The following is a 19,531-nucleotide window of genomic DNA, read 5'->3' on the forward strand; positions in this document are numbered from 1 at the left end:
AGCGACATTGATGGCTTCCAGCCCATCAATGTCCGCTGCCATGTAGCCGCTTGTGGCCAGCTGAACCGGCAAGGCGGGGAGGTTCGCATTTGACGAAACTGATATTGATACTCGGCGACCAGCTCTGTCCGCAGATTTCCTCGCTGAATGGCGCCATCAAAAACCGTGACACCGTGCTGATGTGCGAGGTGATGGCAGAAGCCACCTATGTCGGCCACCACAAGAAAAAGATCGCCTTCGTCTTTTCCGCGATGCGCCATTTCGCGGAAGAACTGCGAAAGGCGGGATATACGGTGCGTTACACCCGGATCGACGATGAAAACAACGCGGGCTCCTTTACCGGAGAGTTGAAGCGCGCCATCGACGACCTGAAGCCTCAGTCGATCTGCGTGACCGAGCCCGGAGAGTGGCGCGTGCTCGAGGGGATGAAGCTCTGGTCAGAAGCTTTTGCAATACCGGTCGATATGCGGCCCGACGATCGTTTTCTCGCTTCACACGAGGATTTCAAGACCTGGTCAGCTGGCCGGAAATCTCTGACGATGGAATTTTTCTATCGCGACATGCGGCGCAGAACCGGCCTGCTGATGCAAGGCGAAGAACCGGTCGGTGGCCGCTGGAATTTCGACGAGGAGAACAGAAACCCCGCCAAGCCGGACCTGTTTAGGCCGCGGCATCCGCGCTTTTCACCCGACGAGATAACCCGCGATGTTCTCGCCATTGTCGAAAGGCTGTTTCCTGACAACTTTGGAAAGCTCGACGGCTTTGGCTTTGCGGTGACACGCGCGGATGCGCAAAATGTTCTGGAGAGCTTCATCGCAGACTTCTTGCCTGCCTTTGGCGAAACCCAGGATGCGATGCTGCAGGATGACCCCTTTCTCAATCACTCCCTTCTCTCTTTCTATATCAATGCCGGTTTGCTTGATGCCCTTGCCGTATGTCGCGCAGCCGAGCGCGCCTATTTTGATGGCCGCGCGCCGATCAATGCCGTCGAAGGTTTCATCCGCCAGATCATCGGCTGGCGCGAATATATGCGCGGCATCTACTGGCATGCCGGGCCGGATTACGTGGACAGAAACTTCTTCGAGAACGCACGACCCCTGCCGTGGTTCTACTGGTCCGGCAAACGGACATGAACTGTCTGTCCACCGTGATCAACGAGACCATCCAGCACGCCTATGCCCATCATATCCAGCGTTTGATGATCACCGGAAACTTTGCGCTTCTTGCCGGCATCGATCCGAAGGCCGTGCATATATGGTATCTCGAAGTGTATGCCGACGCCTATGAATGGGTGGAATTGCCGAATGTCGTCGGCATGAGCCAGTTCGCCGATGGCGGATTTCTCGGAACCAAGCCCTACGCGGCAAGTCGAAACTACATCAACCGGATGTCCGATTACTGCGGCACCTGCCGCTTCGATCCCAAAAAGCGGATTGGCGACGACGCTTGTCCCTTCAACGCGCTTTATTGGGATTTTCTGGCGCGCAATCGCGCTAAGTTGCGCTCAAACAGGCGGCTGGCGCAGGCCTATGCCACTTGGGACCGGATGGATGAAGGCACTCAACATGATCTGCGTCGGCAGGCCTCGCGGTTTCTGGCTGAGCTGAAATGACCAGGCCGCGACACCGGTCCATATTATGACCGTATAGGGAACGTTCATGCCGAAGCATGTCAAGAAAGCCGACCTGCCGGCCAAGCTCTGCATCGCATGCGGCTTGCCATTCACGTGGCGGCGCAAGTGGGCGAAAAACTGGGACGAGGTGAAATTTTGCTCCGAGCGATGCCGAAACACAAAGCCAGCACCCAAGCAATGTAAATGAAACTGCGCGCTGAGTGGAAGAGGCGTCGATGTGCGGGTATTACGAACCGTTAGTGAGGCCGCATCCTTTCCGAAATGGAATGAGCTGGACAATGCAGTTCGTATTTTGTGCAGGGAGCTGGTAGACCAATGAACTGTTGAGTTAAGCCGTCGATCATCAAGTTCACATCCCGGAACTTCGCACAGGCACTGGAGGGCTTCAATGGGCTGGAAAACACCGAAATTCGAATACGTCAACGGTTACAAGGTCGTTGAGACAGATGAGCCAACCTTTAAAGTCTATGACGGGGACCGCCAGCTAGGGGACGATTTTCCCTACTCAGGCGAAGCCATCGCATATGCGAAGTCCTTGCCCAAACGAGAGCAATCTATGGCTGAGGCAGGCAACCAGAGCATGATGGGTCGCCACCACTCATGACAGTTTCAAAGATTGCGAAGCGCGCTTGACCCATACCCCACTTCTATCACCGCTTGAGCAGCTCGGTTGGTCGGATTTCTTTGCAGAGCAGGTGAAACCGGAAGAGGCTGGGTTCGCACCGAGGCGCATTTCATCGGTTCATCGAGCCCGCATCGAGGCGATCGATGCCCTTGGTCCGGCCGGTCTGGAACTTCCGGCCAATATCAATACGGCCAATTTCGCGGTCGGCGACTGGGTGCTTGCCGATCCGAGCGACGACATGTTCATCCGGTGCCTAGAACGAAAAACCGTATTTCAAAGGCGCCCCGAAAACGGAAGAGCCCAGCAACTGGTTGCGGCCAACGTCGATACTCTGTTTATCGTCACCTCGTGCAACGCCGATTTCAACCTCCCGCGGCTGGAACGTTATCTGATCATGGCCAATGAGGCTGGGAGTAATCCCGTCATCGTGCTGACCAAGGCAGATACCACCGAGGATGCTGTTACCTTCCAGCAACAAGCCGAAAAGTTGCAGCCGGATCTTCCCGTCATACTTTTGAACGGACGCTCGTCAGAGGCGCGCGATCTCCTGGCGCCATGGTGCGGCATTGGCCGCACGGCTGCGCTGGTGGGTTCCTCCGGTGTGGGAAAATCGACCTTGGTAAACACCCTCGTCGGGCCTGACGCGGAAACGACCCAAAAGACCGGGACCATCCGGGAATATGATGCTCAAGGTCGTCATACCACGACAGCACGATCGCTGCACCGGATTCAGGGCGGTGGCTGGGTGATCGACACGCCGGGTATAAGGACGCTGTACGTCAGTGATGTGGCCGACGGTATCGATAGTTTTTTCTCCGACATAACCGAACGCGCATCGCATTGCCGGTTTCGCGATTGCAGCCATGTCCATGAGCCCGGCTGTGCGGTGCAGGAAGCCGTAATGAGTGGAGCACTTGCCGCCGATCGCCTGGATCGCTGGCGAACCCTGTCTTCTGAAAACCGCGAAAGGACGCCGGTGCTTGGCAGGACACGAGATAACAGGAACTCAAAACCGAAGAGATACTGAAGGCATTGTCGCGCCAAGGCATTTCGTACAGTCAGCGTGCATATCGAAGAGGTGATGGCCTGCGTGCTGGTCAGCGGGTCTTTGCTCCTTTAAATGACATTTCATATTCCATGAGATTTTTCAGCCACGACATGTCGTGCCGACGTCAGTCCTCATGCACGATAAACATCAATTTAGAAGGACGCTTCATAATCGCGGTTAGACCGCGTGATGAACCTTCTTCTGCACCCTGAACCACTATGAACCGCCAGCCGGGCAATTTGCGACCAGCGACTGGTCAAGCCCGGGCAAAGCTGCCGGCTAAGAGGCCGCCCCCGTCATCAACGGGTCCTCCTTAACCGCGTCGGCAAGAAAATCGAGGACCATGCGAACCCGGAGCGGCAAGTTTCGGCGCGAGGCATAAACTGCGGTGATCGGCAGCCGTGCCGGCGGTAGATAAGGCAGAACATTGATGAGCCTGCCCGATGCAATGTCTTCAGCCACGAGGATATGAGAAAGGATGGCTAGCCCTCCGCCAGCGATGGTCGCTCTATAGACGGCGGTCGCATTGTTGAACACCATTCGTGGAGCGATCGCTGCACGCACCTGATCGGCGCCGTCGACGAACATCCAGGCCCGTGTTTCTCCCCCACGGCCGTAACAGATGCAGTCGTGCTGTGCGATTTCATCTGGCCCGCTGGGCATACCCCGCTCGCAAACATAGCCGGGTGATGCAACGAGGAAGGCCGTGGTCCATCCAAGTCGACGGCAGATCAGACTGCTGTCGGAAACGTCGCCGAGACGAACCTCGATGTCTATCCCCTCGCCGACGAGGTCTGACGGTTCCTCGCGAAACACGGTCTCGATCGTCAGGCGGGGATGACGTTTCAAAAGTGCAGGCAGCCGCTCACTGATATGCAAGCCGAGCGGAGCCGGAAGGCTCATCCTTACCCTGCCGGACGTTGTTACGCTTTCGGCCGCCGTCGTATCACCCAGTGCCTCCATGGCATCGATGACCTTGCGCGCCATCGGGATCATCTGCTCGCCTTCCACTGTCAGCGACAAGCCATTGGTGCTTCGATGCAGGAGCCTGGTGCTATAGTGCGCCTCAAGCGATGAGATTTGCCGAGAGACCGCTGGCTGCGTCAGGCCGAGGTCCAGCGCCGCGCTCGAAAACGAACCCGTTTCGGCAACCCGCAAGAAGGTTCGCAAAGCGGCGACCACATCCATTTGTCTTCCCCCTCATACTTCCCCGCATAAAGCTTATGCGGGAAACTTAGACCGGTTTTGGTTGCACGTCCATCTATTACGGATATTTTATATCCATAAGGATATTTAACATCCTTAATAGATGGAGAGAGACATGACACAGCGCCTGAACTACGCAGCCCAATCCCCGGAATTTTTCAAGAAGCTGTCTGACCTTAGCCAGTCACTCAGGGACAGCGTCATCGAGCAGTCGATCCGCGATCTGGTGAACATCCGCGCTTCACAGATCAATGGCTGCGGCTTCTGCCTCGACATGCATGTCAAGGAAGCCAAGATCCACGGAGAGAGCGAGCTTCGCCTTTACCATGTCGCCATCTGGCGGGAGTCGAACCTGTTCGCTCCGCGCGAGCGCGCAGCTCTTGCCTGGACAGAAGCCGTTACCAAGCTGGCTGAAGGCGGCATTCCCGACGAGCTTTACGAGCGGGTTCGCGGTCAGTTGTCTGAGAAGGAAGTCTCCGATCTGACCTTCTCGATCATGACCATCAATGCCTGGAACCGTGTCAGCATCGCATTCAAGGCCGTGCTCGGCTCGGCCGACAAGCTCTACGGCCTGGAAAAAGCCGGCCTCAGCTGAGTTGCCCTTCCACGGCGTCAGCCATTCCAGATCCATTCGGCACGCATCCTAAAAGGAGAACAGACATGAAGATCGTGATTATCGGCGGAACCGGCCTCATCGGTTCGAAGACGACAGAGCGCCTTCGCGCCAGGGGCCATGAGGTAATCGCCGCCTCCCCGAACACCGGTGTCAATACCATCACCGGTGAAGGCCTTGCCGAAGCCCTGCAAGGCACCGACGTCGTCCTCGACCTTGCAAACTCGCCATCCTTTGAAGACAAGGCGGTGATGGAGTTTTTCGAGACCTCCGGCCGCAATCTCCTGACGGCGGAAAAGGTCGCAGGCGTCAAGCATCATGTCGCGCTTTCCGTTGTCGGGACCGAGCGACTGCAGGAGAGCGGCTACTTCCGGGCAAAGCTCGCACAGGAGAAGCTGATCAGGGAAAGCGGCATTCCCTTCACGATCGTCCATTCAACACAGTTCATGGAATTCGTCGGCGGCATCGTGCAATCGAGCATGGTTGGAGACAAGGTTCACCTGTCGCCGGCCTTCGTTCAGCCGATCGCCTCCGATGACGTCGCAGATATAATGGCGGATGTTGCGCTTGGTGCACCGGCAGCCGGGATTGTCGAAATCGCCGGCCCGGATCGCTTCCGTCTCAATGAACTCGTCGCCCGCTATCTGGACTTCACCGGAGACAGCCGCCAGGTCGTCGCCGATCCCGAAGCGAAATATTTCGGGGCACGTCTCGAGGACGGATCGCTGGTCACCGACAACAAGCCCGGACTCGGCAAGATCGGCTTCGACCAATGGTTCGCAACGGCACCGCGCCGGTAAGGCAGCCAAACCCTGCAAGTTCGAAAAAGGACACGATAATGATCAAGCTCAACCTTGCGCCCTTCGCCGCATTGTTTCTCCTTGCCGGCACTGCCGGTGCTCACGACACCTCTGGCGGCTCCGCATCGAAGGTGACACTCGTCTACGAACACGAATTGCCGAACGTGCCCGGCAAAAGCATGAAAGGCGTACTCGTCGAATACGGCCCAGGCGGCTTCTCCGATGCGCATACCCATCCGGATTCGGCCTTCATCTATGCCACCGTGCTGGAAGGCTCCGTCTTGAGCCAGGTCAACGAAGGACCGGTGAAGGAATACAAGGCAGGCGAGAGCTTTTCGGAATATCCGGGCGACCGCCACGGGGTCAGCAAAAACGGCAGCGACACAAACCCGGCCAAACTTCTCGCCGTGTTCGTGGTCGACACAGCCCAAACGGAACTGACCTATCCGATCAAGAAGTGAGACCAGCCAGGGACCGGGTGCAAACGCAGCCCCCGGTCCTTCCTCTTTTCAGGGCCAGAGACCACAATGACCTACACTTCGCTGATGCCAGCCTTTCTGACCGTCGACGTCCTCGGCCTGCTTGGGATCCTCGTGTGGCATATGCAGGGACAACATAGGCCAACGGCCCGCCTGATCGTCCAGATCCTGTTCTTCTCCTCCATGACGGCCGTTTTGATCGTCAGCGGCATCCCGCCGCACCGCGTGATCGCCGGAGAAACCAACGGGTTCGCTGTCTATATGGGCACTGCGGCGCGCGTCCTGTGGTGGGTTCATCTTGCCTGGGCGACCATTGGCTTCATCCGTCTTTATATCGTCCTGGATCGCCGTCCGCAGGAAGCGCGGCTGATCCAGGACCTCATCGTAGCCGCGGTCTATCTCGGGGTCACCCTCTCGATTGTCGGCTTTGTGTTCGGCGCGCCGATCGGCACGCTGGTTGCCACATCGGGTGTCGTGGCGATCATTCTGGGTCTGGCGCTGCAAAACACACTCGGCGACCTGTTTTCGGGGATCGCACTAACGCTCGGGCGGCCTTTTTCGATCGGAGACTGGATTCAGCTGGCCGATGGCACCGAGGGGCGTGTCGTTCAGAACAACTGGCGATCAACGCAGGTGCTGACACCCGCCAACAATCTCGTCGTGCTTCCTAACAGCACGCTCGCCAAAGTCGGCCTAACCAACCTGACCAAACCTGACGAAAGCCATCTCGTTATCCTGCCGATCCGCATCACCTCCGACAGTCGACCGGCCGAGGTCGAGGCAATCCTGAAGTCGGAGTTGCAGACGTGCCAGTGTATTGTCCAGTCACCGGCTCCGATTGTCGCACTCAAAGGCATTGACGCGATCGCCATCGACATGGAGCTTCAGTTTCGGGTCACAGCCCCCGCAGCCCGAACGCCGGCACGCAACGAGGTCATCGACATGGTCCATCAGTGTTGTTCAACTCACGGCCTGTCATTGGCTCTGCCTGCGCAGATTTATCTTGGGAATGCCGGAAATTCGTTGGGGAAAAAGCCCGCCGCCTGAGCTTATCCGGCGCGCTTGAGAACCCAATCGAAGGTTCCGGACCAGATCTCCGGGCTAATCTCCTGATGAAGGATCTTGCCGAGATCCGCAAACGTCACCTTTCGAAGAGCCGCGCGCCAGGCCTCGTCTGCTTCCCACATGATGCGAGCGATAGCACATGGACCACTCTCGCAATACCCTTTCGGGCGGCATGGATTGTTGGCTCGGATATTCTGGCAGACAAACGTCCGGCCACTGCCTTCTACGGCCTCAACCACGTCGAGAAAGCTCAGCTCGTTCGCGGCCTTGGCAAGGCGATATCCGCCGGATGGACCAAGCGTGGTGTGAACAAGACCTGCCTGCGACAAGCTTTGCAAAGCTTTCGACAGATATTCCTTCGGAAGCCCATGCAGCTCTGCGAGTGCCTTTGTTGACAGGTATCGGCCTTCTGGGAGGCCCGAGAGAATGGCGCAACAGTGCAGCGCCCACTCGACTTGGCTTTTGAGGATCATGCGGAATGCCCGGTCACGAATTACGGATACATAATGTCCCTATTCGGTGTAAATGTAAATCCGAGCGGGCGCATTTCGGACCGAAAACACGGTGACTTGATTACGTCCTAGCCGTTCCCAAGACGGTTGCCGGTATCTATGGAATGAACTTTGAGACATGCCGGAACTGAAATCCGAATCCGAATACGGATACTACATAGTGTTGGCGGCAATCGTCACCATGTGCGGCATCCTTCTGCTATCGTTCCAAGCGCTCCGGCTGGATCTAACGTGTTGGAAAACGGCCCAAGCTGAACTTTGCGGGTGTTCGTCAAGAAGTATGAAGACAAAGGCGCCGATCGTCGGCACCTATCAATCCAGTATCACGTGAGCTACGAAGCGCGATAGATTGGCGGTAATGCGCGAGCGATCCTCGCGGATACCCAGAGCGCATGCTCGATCACCCACGACCCAGCTGCCGAGCACGGCATGACCGGCCTCGCTTTCGAAAAGCGGGGCGTAGGCCTGCACGACAAAACCTTCCTCGCCGTACTCCCCCGGAGCCGATACCAGTTCCTCGCCTGCCCGGAAAATGGTGACGTTTTCGCCTTCGCGCGACAGTAGCGGTTTGCGCACATAGTCACTCAGACCGGAGGCTTCAGTATCATCAGCGAAAAAGCTGGCGAGCAGATTAGGGTGGTCGCGGTGACGTTGCCACAAAAGTGGCAACAGTCCTTTGTTGGACAGCACCGCTTTCCACGCCGGCTCGATAAAGACATCACCGGAACCTGCAAGCTGCCGCGCATACGGCTCTCGCAGCATATTCTCCCAGGGATAGAGCTTGAAGCAGCGATCTATGACGCGGTCCTGCAGATCAGTATAACGCCCCTTTTCGTCGATACCGATATCGCGAACATCCAGAAGATCGACACGATGGCCGGCCTGTAACGCACAGTCCATCAGATAGACCGTAGTGCCGCGATCCTCTTCGTTGTCGGTCATGGCCGCGAAGTGGAAGATCGGATCCTTAGGAAAGGCATCGAATGCCTCGACCAGACTTTCCTGCAGCAGGTTGTATTGGTCCGCGTCCTCAGGCAGATGCCCTGCAAGAATCTGGTCTGTCAGCCAATTGTATTGGAAATATGCCGTCTCGAAGACGGAGGTCGGCGTATCGGCATTGTATTCCAAAAGCTTGGCCGGACCGGTTCCGTCATATGCAAGATCGAAACGACCATAAAGATGGCGGTCGCCACGTTGCCAGGATCGCAACACTACATCGCGCAGATCCTGCGGGATGGCCAGGCGATCCAGCAGCTCTTCATTACCAACAATGTCGCCAACCATGTCCATGCACATGTCGTGCAATTCCTGGCTCGGCGCCTCGATCATCGTCTCGATTTCCTCTAGCGAGAACGTATAGGCCGCATCGTCAACCCAATAGGGCTCGCCATACATTTCGTGAAAACCAAAGCCGACGGCGCGCGCCTTGTCGCGCCAGTCGTGGCGTGCCGCAATGCTGATACGCTTCATCTTAGCCGCCGAAACCGAAAGATGAACGGCCGCCGAATCCCGATCGTGAAACGCTGCGGGTATTGACGTTGACGGGCTTGGTCGGGCGCGTCGTGGTGATCGCGGCATCCCTGCTGTTTCCGGTGCCGACCGTTGTCACCGTCTGGCCGGAACGGTTGCGGTAGATTGGCGACGAGCCCCAATAGGAACCGGAAGAGCCGTAGGACGAGCCGCCTTGCTGCTGCCGGCGGTAGCTGTAGTAATCGGTGATATTGTTGATCGTCGAAGACAGAAGATAGCCGGTCATGAACGGCGTGAAAAACGAACCGCCGTTCGAACGCTGTTCGCTGCACTGGTTATCGCCGTAAACCGTTTCGCATTCGCCCTTGACGTTGAAGCGTGGCGCATTTTCGACATGCGCCTTCATGGCATCCTCGTAGGCCGTCTGGCACAATTGACGGTCCAAACCTGCGGAGATGCATTGGTCGGGAGAAGAGTACATGACATCCGAAGGCGCATCCTCGCCGCAACCTGCAAGGATGAGGCTGGATGCGGCAATGGTGCCGAGTGCAAGAATGGGCGGCCTGCGACCGCTGAGACGTCTGCGCATCGTGCCCTCCTTCAATAGGTCATGCAGGCGGCGTTGAGAATGCCGACCACGAGCGCGATACCCCCACCCCACAGGCCTGCAGCCACATTGCCATCGGTAATCTTCTCATGCAGGTCTTTCATGGTGAAATTGGCAATATAAAAAGCCAGAACCTGCGCCAGAAGGCCGATCACGGCCCAGATGATAAAGTCGACGATGCTGACCGAATGAGCCGCCGCCGAAGCCAGCGGCAGGCTGAAGCCAATCAAAGCACCGAGGAAGGCGGTCACCGCGGCGAGATTGCCCTCGCGGATCAACTTGGCTTCCTTATGGGGTGTCAGCCGCGTGTAGATGGCAGAGAAGGCACCGTAGGCGAGAAGGCCGATAAAAAAATACCCCAGGAAAGCGGGCAGGCCCGCGACGTAATCGAACATGAAATTCCCCTCTTGAAAAAATGGATCGTCAGACGCGGCGGACATCGGCAGCCCCAAGCCCGTAACCGATCAGGAATTCGATGGAACTGCCAGCCTGTGCCTGCGTATAATTGAGATCGCGCTCGACATTGATGAGCAGCATTTCGCGGGCGGTGCCAAGCGGGCGATAATAGAGCATGCAGGTCTGGTGGATTTCTCGCTGCGCCTCGCCGTCATCGACAGTCTCCACGAACTGTACAAGATCGGCCCTCCCCTGCCCCTCGCTCCAGAAACGGTGGTAGACAACGCCGTCGGCATCATAACGCGGCTGGCCGATTATGCCGTCGGGGCCCGTCCAGCGGTTCCAATCGCCGGGACCGGCGGGCACGACACTGTCCCATGGGTGATAAAAGCTGATGTCGTCGATGGGATCACCCGGCTTTCCCGTGGTCGAAATTACCTGGATCAGGCGGTGATCTTCATCGTAATAACGCGACAGTATCGTCGACGCATCGAGCTCGACCTCGCCATAAGCAGCAATGATGAACGGTCCGCTTTTCGGCAGCGCCATGGCAGGTTCGCCGCCCAGCACATCCGCTTCAAGCGAAAGAAAATCGATTTCCAGCGCTCCACCGATCCCGGCACCCAGCGGACCAAGCTCCTTCGGCAGCGCGGCCTCGTGTTTACTTTTTCCGAACCAGCCGATCATGATGTTTCTCCGAGAAGTGCCCAGCCGATCGCAGCGGGATCCAGCCGCATTCCGCTGATGTAATAAAGCGTTTCGCCACCCTGAAGCATCGCTGCATCACGGCAGTTTAGGTCAGTCACACCGTTGCTAAGCATGCCAACCAGCGTCACATTATGACGGCGCTTGAGGTTCAGGAAAATATCGCCGTAACGCAGTGGCGCCTGCAAGGCAGGGACCGGCAGTGAAAATGCCGTATCCTTTGACGCGACGGACAGAAGACGCGCGGCAACCTCGGAAGAACCCGGATCACGCGCCGAGCGCGACAGCAATTCTTCAGCCAGCGATCCGACGGCTTCAACGCGAGGCCGCAATTGCTTGACCATCTGCGCCGTGCGATCATCGGAAAAGTAAGCGACTATATGTGCATGGGGAGCATGATCCTCGGCGATCAGGACCGCGGCCAGCGTTTCGTCGTCATTGGCACCGCGCACTATGATCGTGCGTGCTCCCGATCCACCGGCCCTAGTCAGCACCTCGGCATCCGCCAGCCTTTCGGTGCGGATATAATCGGCGCAATCGGCTGCCGGATTTTCGGAAATATCCTTCGCGATGAGCACACTCATCGGTTCTTTCGCCAACCGCTCGGCATTGAGCAGCCGCAATGTCTGGTGGGTTTGCCCATCCTGCCAGCCCAGCACGACGATGTGACCCGTACGGTCCGTGTAATCACCCAGTCCACGCATGCGATTTCTCCAGACCGTGCCGATCCCTGTCAACAGTTTGCCAAGAACGGCGGTGAATATGGCGATGCCGCCGGGAAGGACAAAAACGATGGCAATGATACGGCCCAAACCCGATTTGGGGGAAAGGTCCCCATAGCCGACAGTCGTTGCCGTTACCATGTAATAATAGAGAAAATCGATCGGATTGGAGACCAGATCGCTTTCGCCTGCCACAAAGAAAAGCAGATAGGAAACAAAAACATGAATTGCTAAAATGAGCAGAAGTGCCGACCAAGCCAGCTCGCCCAGCGACAGATATACACGCCGCAAAAAAGTCGCGATAAACAGCAATCGACAGTCCCCGTCCCCTGTGGATAATCCACGCGCAATTAAATAGTGCAGAACACCTTTAAGTATAGACCTGAATACCCAAATACCTTTCGCCCTTTTAACCGATGGAGGACTCTTTTGGAGACCTGGACCCTTACCACCCTGACGCGCCTATTTGCCGCCGACCCGGAAGCGCTCGGTGACGTCGATGTTAGCGTACCCGCGCATGGCGACGTTCTCTGCGTCACACTCAAGGAAAAAGGCGACCTCGATGTCTTCGTCGCGCTGAGCGGTGAACGCGACATACTGGTTAGCGTCATTCTTGCACCTTGCAAGGACGTGCCGAACCGCGAGGCTTTCGAGCGCATGGTGCTGAAGACGCACAAGTTCGTCCCGCTTTCCAGTTTTGGCATCACCACCGTCAACGGCGAGGAATGGTACGAGCTGTTCGGCTCGCTCTCCGCCCGTTCACGTGCTGAAATCATCGTTGAAGAAGTTGCCGTTCTGGCGGCCAATGCTGTCGATGCGGCCGACATGATTGCCGAATGGAAGAATGGGGAGTTTGAGGCATGAGCACCTGGAGCAAGATTTTCACAGCCATCCGCGGCGGCGTCAACGAGGCAGCGGAATCCGTTGCCGACAATCAGGCCATGCGCATCCTCGACCAGGAAATCCGCGATGCCGAACAGTCGCTGCGTCAGGCACGCTCTGACCTCGCCGGCATCATGGCCTCCAACAAAAGCGTTGCCCGCCGTTTGGAGGAAAACCGCGCCAAGGAAACCAAGGACAGCGACAGCGCCCGTTCCGCGGTTTCTGCCGGCCGCATGGATCTCGCGCAGGGCCTGGCGCAACGTATCGCGACGATCCGCAGCGAAGTTCAGCGCGATCAGGAGGAACTCGACCGTCTGTTGCCGCGCCAGCAGCAGATGCTGCGCACCATCCAGGACACCGAAGCGCGCATCACGCAGATGAAGCGCGAGGTCGAAAACGTCAAAGCCAACGAGTCTCTGCTCAAGGCGCAGTCTGCAATTGCCCACAGCCAGTCGGGCATCAACACCCGCCTCGGCAGTGCTGTCGAAAGCCTTGAGCGTATCAAGAAGCGCCAAGAGATGACGGCTGGCCGCATCGAAGCAGGTGCCGAACTCGCCGCACTCGAAAACGGCAACGATCTCGACCGCCAGCTGCGCGAAGCCGGCATCGGTGGTTCCAGCCAGTCTGCCGATGATATTCTCAAGCAGCTGATGGCGCCCGGCGGTTCAGGAGAACAGCTGCTTTTGCCCGCACCTTCCGCCAAAGCATATTAAGCATTTCAATTGGCCCCGGCGACGTCCGGGGCCTTCGCTCTTGTAAAAGCGAGGGGCTGGATTGATCATTCAGTGGAACGCGTGCGTTTCAATCTTGCCTAAACGAGCTGATCGAATGGCAGATTTGGAAAATGCCGCAACGGCCTAAACAGATTACCGCATTAAGAGGATGCGCTATTAAATTTCACCATAGGAAACAGTAGGTTGGCGATAAACGCCTTCTCATCCAAAAATATGACCCGACGACTCATGTTTGAACTTGATTTTTAATGTCATGTTTTATAACTCCTGCACCAGTTAATTCGTGGGGGTTTTCATGTTCTGCAATTCGTCAGCGGCGTCGCGCGCGCCGGTGCTCCGTCGCGCCTATCTTGTGTCCACTTTTTGGCTTTCGGCATGGGCTGGTCTGGCCATGGCCACGACAGCGACCGCCCAGGAAAAGCAGGGAAAACCGGCCCCGAAAGAGGCAGAGACAGTTCTCGAACAGATCGTCGTCCTGTCCACCCGAGGAGGAAAACGCCTTCTCGATGTACCGCAGACAGTCAGTGTCATTGGCCGCCAGGAACTGGAAGACCGCAATGTGCGCGACATTCAGGATCTGGTTCGGCATGAACCCGGCATTTCGGTCAATCGTCAGACCTCCATCACCAATCCATGGGGACAGCTGAGCGGCTTCCAGATCCGCGGCATGGGCGGCAATCGTGTGCAATTGAGCGTCGACGGCTCACGCGTGCAGGAAAGCATCACCGACGGCAGCCGCGATTTCTTTGATTTCGGCAACTTCAAGGCCGTCGAAATCGTGCGTGGACCGAACTCCGTTCTCTGGGGCGCGGACGCACTTGGCGGCGCGGTGATGTTCCAGACGCTCGATCCGTCGGACCTTCTAAAGCGCGACCCGAGCAAGCCGTGGGCGCTCGAACTGAAGACCGGCTTCGACAGTTATGACGGCACATGGCGCAAGCAGATCATCGGCGCCTACGATTTCGGCGACCTCGAAGTGCTTGGAAGCTACGGTCAGGCATCCTCGCACGAGGCAAAACTGCGCAACGCCCGCGCCGATGGCGGTATCTGGGGCTGCACACGTCTCTTCATCGGCTGCAATGAGCTGTTTCCGGCCGATACCGATGTCGACAATGTTCTGCTGAAAGCCGTCTGGACACCGACTGCCGATCATACGATCAAGCTGACGGGTGAACTGTTCGGACGAGACACCAACATCCTGCAGCTTTACGACATGTCGGCATCCGCCACAGGCGTGCCGTCGACGACGGCCTATAACAACGATCCCTATACCCGCGATCTGGAAATGAGCCGCAAGCGGATCGCGCTGGAACACGACTGGGATGTTGCGACCGATTGGCTAGACAACGTCAAGTGGCGCGTTTCCTACTCGCCGCAGAGCCGCACGACCAACAGCAACCAGCGCCGTGTCTATTCCAATCGCTACCAGTTGGTGAACCAGTATCGCGACTATAGCGAGGATTTCTTCGAGGCTGACATCCAGTTACAGTCGAGCTTTGACCTTGGAAGCTCCAGCCATACGCTGATCTATGGTTTCGATGGCGATCGCACCAAAGGCGATTATGCCGGGATCAACACCACATACAGCTCGAATACCAACACGACCGTGACAGCCATCAACCAGGGCTTCAGTTTTCCACGTGTCGTCACAGAGCGGGCAGACCTCTATGTTCAGGACGAGATCAAGCTCCTCGATGACCGCCTGACGCTGACGCCCGGCATGCGCCTGGCCTATTATTCGGTCGATCCGACGGGCGACTCGAGCTATCCGGGCCTGCCGGGTTATGCCCCTGCTGAACAGAGCAAAACCGAACTCCTTAAGCGGATCGGCGCCACCTATAAGCTGGATGACACCTATTCGGTCTATGCCTCCTATGGTGAAGGCTTCAAAATGCCGACGTCTGCCCAGCTGTTCCAGTCAAGCACCGATCCATTCTCCGGAACTTCGATCGTTCCCAATCCAGACCTCCGGCCGGAATCGGTACAGAGCTACGAAGCCGGCCTGCGTGGTGAATTCGCCGATGGCTGGTTCTCGCTCGGTGCGTTCTACGCGGATTACACCGATTTCATCCGCTCCCTGCAGCCGACACCGCTCACCCCCCCCGGCGGCGGTACGGTCTTCGGTTATCAGTCACAGAACGTTCAGGACGTGCAACTGTGGGGCATCGAGTTCGGCGGTGAGTACCGCGCGTTCGAAAACACCACGCTTTCGGCAAATATGAGCTGGTCGAAAGGTCGCCAACGCATTGCAGCGGGCGCTGCCCGGACGGCGTTTGACGGCGCCGTGCCGTTTACCGCAGTTTTCGGTGTCACTCAGGAGCTGCCGGATTATGATCTGCAGCTGCAGGCATTTGCTACGCTGGCTGCCGGCCGCACGGAAAATGCTGCAGCCACTGATTATCTTGCATCCGGCTACGCTCTCTTCGACGCTTACGCCAAATGGACGCCGCGCACGAATTTCGAGCTAAGCGTCGGCGTCGAAAACATTCTCGATCGCCGCTACTTCCCCAACACGCTCAGCACGTATGCCAATGTGCCAGGATCGGCTGCCGTCGCCAACGTCAATCCGCTGGAACTGCAAACCGGTGCCGGCCGTGTGTTCAAGGTCAGCGCCACGGTCAAGTTCTGATCGCTTCGACGGCATGACCGGCGGATCAGCTTCGCCGGTTCAATCTTGTGAGACACGATGGTCAAGATACTCGCTCAATTCGTCAGGTTGCTGCGACCCTGCGTCAAGGCTCCGGGTGGCAAAGCCACGCTGACCTTGGTCGCGCTTGCAATCGCCCTCAATCTCGGGTCCGTTTATGCCAGCCTGCGGTTGACTAAATGGACCGGTGAATTTTACTCGGCCGTCGAAAAGGTCAACGCCCCCGAGGTCGTGAGGCAGATCGGCATATTCGCGATCATCGTAGCGCTGAATTCCTGCAGGGGCCTTGCGCACGAATACCTTCGCAAGGTGATCGAGATACGCTGGCGGCGCTCGTTGACCCAGCACGCCATCGAAATCTGGACACGAAACAAGGCCTATTGGCATCTGGCCAATTCCGGCAGCGAGCGCGTCGACAATCCCGACCAGCGCATCGCCGACGACTGCCGACTGTTCACCAAGGGCCTCCTCGGGGAAGCACTCGACCTGATCGGTGAGGTCGTCGGCCTGTTTTCCTATGTCGCACTGCTGTGGAGCCTTGCAAGCTTTCCGCTATCGCTCGCCTTCGCCGGGCTGGATATGGAAATCCCGCGCTACATGGTCTGGGCGGCCTTCATCTACGTGGCCATCAGCAGCGCCATCACCCATATCCTTGGCAAGCCGCTGCAAGGCCTGATGTCCGGACAGCAGAAGCGCGAAGCCAGTTTCCGCTTTTCCATGGCGCGCTGGCGCACATCGTTTGACGAGGTGGCGCTGGCCGGTGGCGAGGCGGCGGAGCGCCGCATCTTCGAGCAGCGTTTCGAAGCCGTTGTCGGCAATTGGCGCAAGCTCATTCGCCGCGAACTGATTCTCGGATGTTTCACATATCCGTTCCGGCATTCGGTTCTGCGCATTCCTCTATTCGTGGCATTGCCCGGTTATCTTGCCGGCCATGTCGCCTTTGGCGGGCTGATGCAGCTGAGCATGGCCTTTTCCAATGTCGTCACCACACTGTCCTGGTTCATTTTTTCTTATCGAGACCTTGCCGATCTAGTCGCCACATCCGCCCGTCTCGATACGTTTCTGCGCGCCGCCGAGCGTGCGGGAGCCCATGCGGCGGATGGCGCCATCGCGATAAGGCCGCAAGGGCGCCGCATGGCACTGCACCGTCTTCGCGTGCGCACGCCGCATGGACGCGAACTGCTGGCGCTCGATCGTCTCGACATCGAACCCGGTGAAACCGTCTGGCTGCAGGCGCCTTCCGGCACCGGCAAGACGACACTCGCAAAAACGCTGGCCGGCCTCTGGCCGCATGCCGATGGCGAGGTGTTCTGGCCCCGCGAGCAAACGATGTTTCTCTCGCAGAAAGCCTATTGCCCGATCGGCACGCTGGCCGATGCCGTCGCCTATCCACACCTTGCCGCCGATATCGCGGTCGACGACCTGCGGGCGGCAATCGACGATGTCGGACTTGCCGGCCTGCCGGTCGATCATCCACTTGCATCGGATGATGGTTCGACCATCCTGTCGGGAGGAGAAATGCAGCGTCTGGTGCTGGCCCGCGTGCTGCTGCACCGTCCCGAAACAGTCATTCTCGACGAAGCGACGAGCGCCCTCGACCCGCAAGCCGAGACAATGCTGCTCGCCACCCTGCGCCGCCAATTGCCGACATCGACCTTCGTCATCATCGCCCATCGGCGGCCGACCGGTCAGGAAAGGCTGCGCACCGTCACCATCATGCCGACAGCACCTTCGGCATGCACACCCACCCTCGCCTGAAGTTTCAAATGAACAAGGACATGAGCGACAAGATGGACCAACAACCGGAAAAGAAGACCCGATGCATCATCGAGGCTGAGGCCGCCACGATTATTCGCAAACTGCCGGCGCTAGGCAACCTGATGATCATCGGCAAGGCGAACGGCGCAACCCACGAGCGCATCGGCCCGGTCGAACGGATCGACGAAACCGACGGCTGGCTAGCCGCAACCGGCGAACATCACGCCAGCAGGATGGACCCATCTCTCGTCTGTCAGGTTATCCTCGACACATCGAGCATCATGCAGAACCAGGTCTATCCGCGTCTCGATTTTCAAGATGGCGAAGGCAAGACCCTGTTCGCGTTTGTCGGCTTTGCCGGCGAGGCGCCCTTCGAGGCAGCACTCGCCGATCTCGCCCGCACCGAACTCGAGCCGACGCAGGCCGAACGCCCACAGAGGCCGGACGTTGCCCAAAACGACCCCGGCGCAGCCCCGCTCAAGGCGGCCATTGGCACCACGCCGCCCATGACCATCGCCTTCGAAAGCCGCGGCTTTGTTCAGAGCTGGACCGGCATTGTCGAAAAGCTTTCCATGGGCATGGGGTTCATCAACATTATGCGCCCCGATTTCCATCTGCACCTGCTCGGCGGCACTGTCTCGGCATGGCTCGAGGAGGTGACCGAGAATGGCGTGCGGCTGGCGGCACTCGACGCCGACAACAATGTGACCGGCCTCACCCTCTCCGCAGCCGACGCGACGGCGTTTGTCGCCAGTGAACAGGCATGATCGGCAAGGTTTCCCACGGACACGGTTGCTGGATTGATTCGGCAACCGGTTCTGTTGTCCGGCACACGACACTCATGCAAGCGATGGCGAAAAGATCGGCCGTGCTGCTGGGTGAAACCCACGATTCTTATGAAATCCACCGCTGGCAACTGCATGTGATGGCCAGCCTGCATGCGCTGCGGGACGATATCGTCGTAGGTTTCGAAATGTTTCCGCGTAGCGTCCAGCCGGCGCTAGATCGTTGGGTGGAAGGTGAAACCGACGTGGACACGTTTTTGGCGGAGGCAAAATGGGCCGAAATCTGGCGGTTCGATCCGGCGCTCTATCTGCCGATCTTCCATTTCTGCCGGCAGTTTCGGCTGCCGATGATTGCGCTCAACTGCCGGCGGTCCTTGGTGACCGAGGTCGGCGAACTGGGTTGGGAAGGCATTGCGCCGGAGGAGCGGGATGGCCTGACGCCATCGGCTCCGGCCACACCCGAATATCGAAATTACCTTTTCGAGATCACTGGCGGCGCTCATCCCGATCGCAAGGCCCGATGCCCGAAAGATGCCGAATTCGATCGTTTTGTCCGCGCTCAGCAAACCTGGGACCGCGCCTTTGCCTGCGGAATCGCCGCTGCGCGCGTCAAGTACGCAGACCCACTCGTCGTTGGCATCATTGGTCGAGGACACCTCGAATTTGGTCACGGAACGCCGTATCAGCTACGCGATCTTGGAATACTGCAGGCCGCCGTTCTTTTGCCCCACCATCCAAAATCCCAGATGCCTCAAACCGGTATAGCGGACGCCTGCTTCAGGTTGAGCGAAGATAGGTGAATGCTGCCGAACAATTATTTATTGAGCCATTTAGGTTAGTGCGT

General features: G+C 58.0%; 20 protein-coding genes and 1 pseudogene. 14 read left to right on the forward strand and 7 right to left on the reverse strand.

The window, feature by feature from the left end; translation table 11 throughout:
• Window positions 1-89: 89 nt before the first annotated feature.
• From phrB to rsgA, 4 genes and pseudogenes are all read left to right on the forward strand, one after another.
• Window positions 90-1,612: pseudogene (phrB, locus tag GAO09_RS11650) on the forward strand ((6-4)DNA photolyase).
• A gap of 46 nt (window positions 1,613-1,658) precedes the next feature.
• Window positions 1,659-1,820: a DUF2256 domain-containing protein gene (locus GAO09_RS11655; protein ID WP_153354179.1), complete on the forward strand. Its 162-nt coding sequence runs from the start codon at window positions 1,659-1,661 to the stop codon at window positions 1,818-1,820.
• Between the two features lie 201 nt (window positions 1,821-2,021).
• On the forward strand, window positions 2,022-2,237 hold the full coding sequence (locus GAO09_RS11660; RefSeq protein ID WP_153354180.1) for a hypothetical protein: 216 nt from the start codon (window positions 2,022-2,024) through the stop codon (window positions 2,235-2,237).
• A 25-nt stretch (window positions 2,238-2,262) separates the two neighbouring features.
• Window positions 2,263-3,285, forward strand: a complete 1,023-nt coding sequence (gene rsgA / locus GAO09_RS11665) for a ribosome small subunit-dependent GTPase A (RefSeq protein ID WP_153354181.1) — start codon at window positions 2,263-2,265, stop codon at window positions 3,283-3,285.
• Between the two features lie 300 nt (window positions 3,286-3,585).
• On the opposite strand, the gene GAO09_RS11670 is transcribed toward rsgA, so the two are convergent.
• Complete coding sequence (locus tag GAO09_RS11670; protein WP_153354182.1) at window positions 3,586-4,494, reverse strand: LysR family transcriptional regulator; 909 nt, start codon at window positions 4,492-4,494, stop codon at window positions 3,586-3,588.
• Between the two features lie 133 nt (window positions 4,495-4,627).
• Between GAO09_RS11670 and GAO09_RS11675 the strand changes: the two genes are divergently transcribed.
• From GAO09_RS11675 to GAO09_RS11690, 4 genes are all read left to right on the forward strand, one after another.
• On the forward strand, window positions 4,628-5,107 hold the full coding sequence (locus tag GAO09_RS11675) for a carboxymuconolactone decarboxylase family protein (protein WP_153354183.1): 480 nt from the start codon (window positions 4,628-4,630) through the stop codon (window positions 5,105-5,107).
• 65 nt (window positions 5,108-5,172) lie between these two features.
• Window positions 5,173-5,925, forward strand: a complete 753-nt coding sequence (locus GAO09_RS11680; protein WP_153354184.1) for an SDR family oxidoreductase — start codon at window positions 5,173-5,175, stop codon at window positions 5,923-5,925.
• Between the two features lie 38 nt (window positions 5,926-5,963).
• Window positions 5,964-6,386, forward strand: a complete 423-nt coding sequence (locus GAO09_RS11685; RefSeq protein WP_153354185.1) for a cupin domain-containing protein — start codon at window positions 5,964-5,966, stop codon at window positions 6,384-6,386.
• A 66-nt stretch (window positions 6,387-6,452) separates the two neighbouring features.
• On the forward strand, window positions 6,453-7,451 hold the full coding sequence (locus tag GAO09_RS11690) for a mechanosensitive ion channel family protein (RefSeq protein ID WP_153354186.1): 999 nt from the start codon (window positions 6,453-6,455) through the stop codon (window positions 7,449-7,451).
• A gap of 2 nt (window positions 7,452-7,453) precedes the next feature.
• Here the strand turns inward: GAO09_RS11690 and GAO09_RS11695 are convergent, their stop codons facing one another.
• From GAO09_RS11695 to GAO09_RS11720, 6 genes are all read right to left on the reverse strand, one after another.
• Entirely contained in the window at window positions 7,454-7,942 is a 489-nt protein-coding gene (locus GAO09_RS11695) for an Rrf2 family transcriptional regulator (protein WP_153354187.1), read from the reverse strand.
• 351 nt (window positions 7,943-8,293) lie between these two features.
• A complete protein-coding gene (locus GAO09_RS11700; RefSeq protein ID WP_153354188.1) occupies window positions 8,294-9,451 on the reverse strand; it encodes a glutathionylspermidine synthase family protein in 1,158 nt (385 codons plus the stop codon).
• 1 nt (window position 9,452) lies between these two features.
• The gene (locus GAO09_RS11705) at window positions 9,453-10,040 is read right to left on the reverse strand and encodes a DUF1190 domain-containing protein (protein WP_153354189.1); all 588 of its coding nucleotides are present in this window, start codon (window positions 10,038-10,040) and stop codon (window positions 9,453-9,455) included.
• A gap of 11 nt (window positions 10,041-10,051) precedes the next feature.
• Window positions 10,052-10,453 carry a DUF350 domain-containing protein gene (locus tag GAO09_RS11710; RefSeq protein ID WP_153354190.1) on the reverse strand — a complete coding sequence of 134 codons (402 nt, stop codon included), beginning with the start codon at window positions 10,451-10,453 and terminating at the stop codon, window positions 10,052-10,054.
• A gap of 28 nt (window positions 10,454-10,481) precedes the next feature.
• The gene (locus tag GAO09_RS11715; RefSeq protein WP_153354191.1) at window positions 10,482-11,141 is read right to left on the reverse strand and encodes a DUF2491 family protein; all 660 of its coding nucleotides are present in this window, start codon (window positions 11,139-11,141) and stop codon (window positions 10,482-10,484) included.
• Window positions 11,138-12,193 (reverse strand): potassium channel family protein, encoded by a 1,056-nt coding sequence (locus GAO09_RS11720; RefSeq protein WP_153354192.1) that lies wholly within the window; start codon window positions 12,191-12,193, stop codon window positions 11,138-11,140. Before GAO09_RS11720 ends, GAO09_RS11715 begins: the two co-directional genes overlap by 4 nt.
• A 117-nt stretch (window positions 12,194-12,310) precedes the next feature.
• On the opposite strand from GAO09_RS11720, the gene GAO09_RS11725 reads away from it, so the two are divergent.
• The 6 genes from GAO09_RS11725 (at window position 12,311) to GAO09_RS11750 (ending at window position 19,487) form a co-directional block, all read left to right on the forward strand.
• Window positions 12,311-12,745: a YjfI family protein gene (locus tag GAO09_RS11725; RefSeq protein ID WP_153354193.1), complete on the forward strand. Its 435-nt coding sequence runs from the start codon at window positions 12,311-12,313 to the stop codon at window positions 12,743-12,745.
• Window positions 12,742-13,476, forward strand: coding sequence for a PspA/IM30 family protein (locus GAO09_RS11730; protein WP_153354194.1), 735 nt, complete (start codon window positions 12,742-12,744; stop codon window positions 13,474-13,476). Before GAO09_RS11725 ends, GAO09_RS11730 begins: the two co-directional genes overlap by 4 nt.
• Window positions 13,477-13,888: 412 nt before the next feature.
• The gene (locus GAO09_RS11735; RefSeq protein ID WP_209018693.1) at window positions 13,889-16,126 is read left to right on the forward strand and encodes a TonB-dependent receptor; all 2,238 of its coding nucleotides are present in this window, start codon (window positions 13,889-13,891) and stop codon (window positions 16,124-16,126) included.
• Between the two features lie 57 nt (window positions 16,127-16,183).
• The gene (locus tag GAO09_RS11740; protein WP_153354196.1) at window positions 16,184-17,902 is read left to right on the forward strand and encodes an ABC transporter ATP-binding protein/permease; all 1,719 of its coding nucleotides are present in this window, start codon (window positions 16,184-16,186) and stop codon (window positions 17,900-17,902) included.
• A 20-nt stretch (window positions 17,903-17,922) separates the two neighbouring features.
• A complete protein-coding gene (locus tag GAO09_RS11745; RefSeq protein ID WP_153354197.1) occupies window positions 17,923-18,669 on the forward strand; it encodes a hypothetical protein in 747 nt (248 codons plus the stop codon).
• Entirely contained in the window at window positions 18,666-19,487 is an 822-nt protein-coding gene (locus tag GAO09_RS11750) for a ChaN family lipoprotein (RefSeq protein WP_153354198.1), read from the forward strand. Before GAO09_RS11745 ends, GAO09_RS11750 begins: the two co-directional genes overlap by 4 nt.
• The last annotated feature ends 44 nt before the right edge of the window (window positions 19,488-19,531 follow it).

The sequence above is a fragment of the Endobacterium cereale genome (assembly GCF_009617585.1).
Classification (GTDB): domain Bacteria; phylum Pseudomonadota; class Alphaproteobacteria; order Rhizobiales; family Rhizobiaceae; genus Neorhizobium; species Neorhizobium cereale.

What these genes read in the sequence shown, in the direction of transcription:
- GAO09_RS11690 (WP_153354186.1), top strand. Translation starts at nt 6,453, where the DNA reads ATGACCTACACTTCGCTGATGCCAGCCTTTCTGACCGTCGACGTCCTC.
- GAO09_RS11745 (WP_153354197.1), top strand. Translation starts at nt 17,923, where the DNA reads ATGAGCGACAAGATGGACCAACAACCGGAAAAGAAGACCCGATGCATC.
- GAO09_RS11685 (WP_153354185.1), top strand. Translation starts at nt 5,964, where the DNA reads ATGATCAAGCTCAACCTTGCGCCCTTCGCCGCATTGTTTCTCCTTGCC.
- GAO09_RS11705 (WP_153354189.1), bottom strand. Translation starts at nt 10,040, where the DNA reads ATGCGCAGACGTCTCAGCGGTCGCAGGCCGCCCATTCTTGCACTCGGC.
- GAO09_RS11730 (WP_153354194.1), top strand. Translation starts at nt 12,742, where the DNA reads ATGAGCACCTGGAGCAAGATTTTCACAGCCATCCGCGGCGGCGTCAAC.
- GAO09_RS11660 (WP_153354180.1), top strand. Translation starts at nt 2,022, where the DNA reads ATGGGCTGGAAAACACCGAAATTCGAATACGTCAACGGTTACAAGGTC.
- GAO09_RS11700 (WP_153354188.1), bottom strand. Translation starts at nt 9,451, where the DNA reads ATGAAGCGTATCAGCATTGCGGCACGCCACGACTGGCGCGACAAGGCG.
- GAO09_RS11715 (WP_153354191.1), bottom strand. Translation starts at nt 11,141, where the DNA reads ATGATCGGCTGGTTCGGAAAAAGTAAACACGAGGCCGCGCTGCCGAAG.
- GAO09_RS11670 (WP_153354182.1), bottom strand. Translation starts at nt 4,494, where the DNA reads ATGGATGTGGTCGCCGCTTTGCGAACCTTCTTGCGGGTTGCCGAAACG.
- GAO09_RS11675 (WP_153354183.1), top strand. Translation starts at nt 4,628, where the DNA reads ATGACACAGCGCCTGAACTACGCAGCCCAATCCCCGGAATTTTTCAAG.
- GAO09_RS11750 (WP_153354198.1), top strand. Translation starts at nt 18,666, where the DNA reads ATGATCGGCAAGGTTTCCCACGGACACGGTTGCTGGATTGATTCGGCA.
- GAO09_RS11710 (WP_153354190.1), bottom strand. Translation starts at nt 10,453, where the DNA reads ATGTTCGATTACGTCGCGGGCCTGCCCGCTTTCCTGGGGTATTTTTTT.
- GAO09_RS11740 (WP_153354196.1), top strand. Translation starts at nt 16,184, where the DNA reads ATGGTCAAGATACTCGCTCAATTCGTCAGGTTGCTGCGACCCTGCGTC.
- GAO09_RS11695 (WP_153354187.1), bottom strand. Translation starts at nt 7,942, where the DNA reads ATGATCCTCAAAAGCCAAGTCGAGTGGGCGCTGCACTGTTGCGCCATT.
- GAO09_RS11655 (WP_153354179.1), top strand. Translation starts at nt 1,659, where the DNA reads ATGCCGAAGCATGTCAAGAAAGCCGACCTGCCGGCCAAGCTCTGCATC.
- GAO09_RS11680 (WP_153354184.1), top strand. Translation starts at nt 5,173, where the DNA reads ATGAAGATCGTGATTATCGGCGGAACCGGCCTCATCGGTTCGAAGACG.
- GAO09_RS11735 (WP_209018693.1), top strand. Translation starts at nt 13,889, where the DNA reads ATGGCCACGACAGCGACCGCCCAGGAAAAGCAGGGAAAACCGGCCCCG.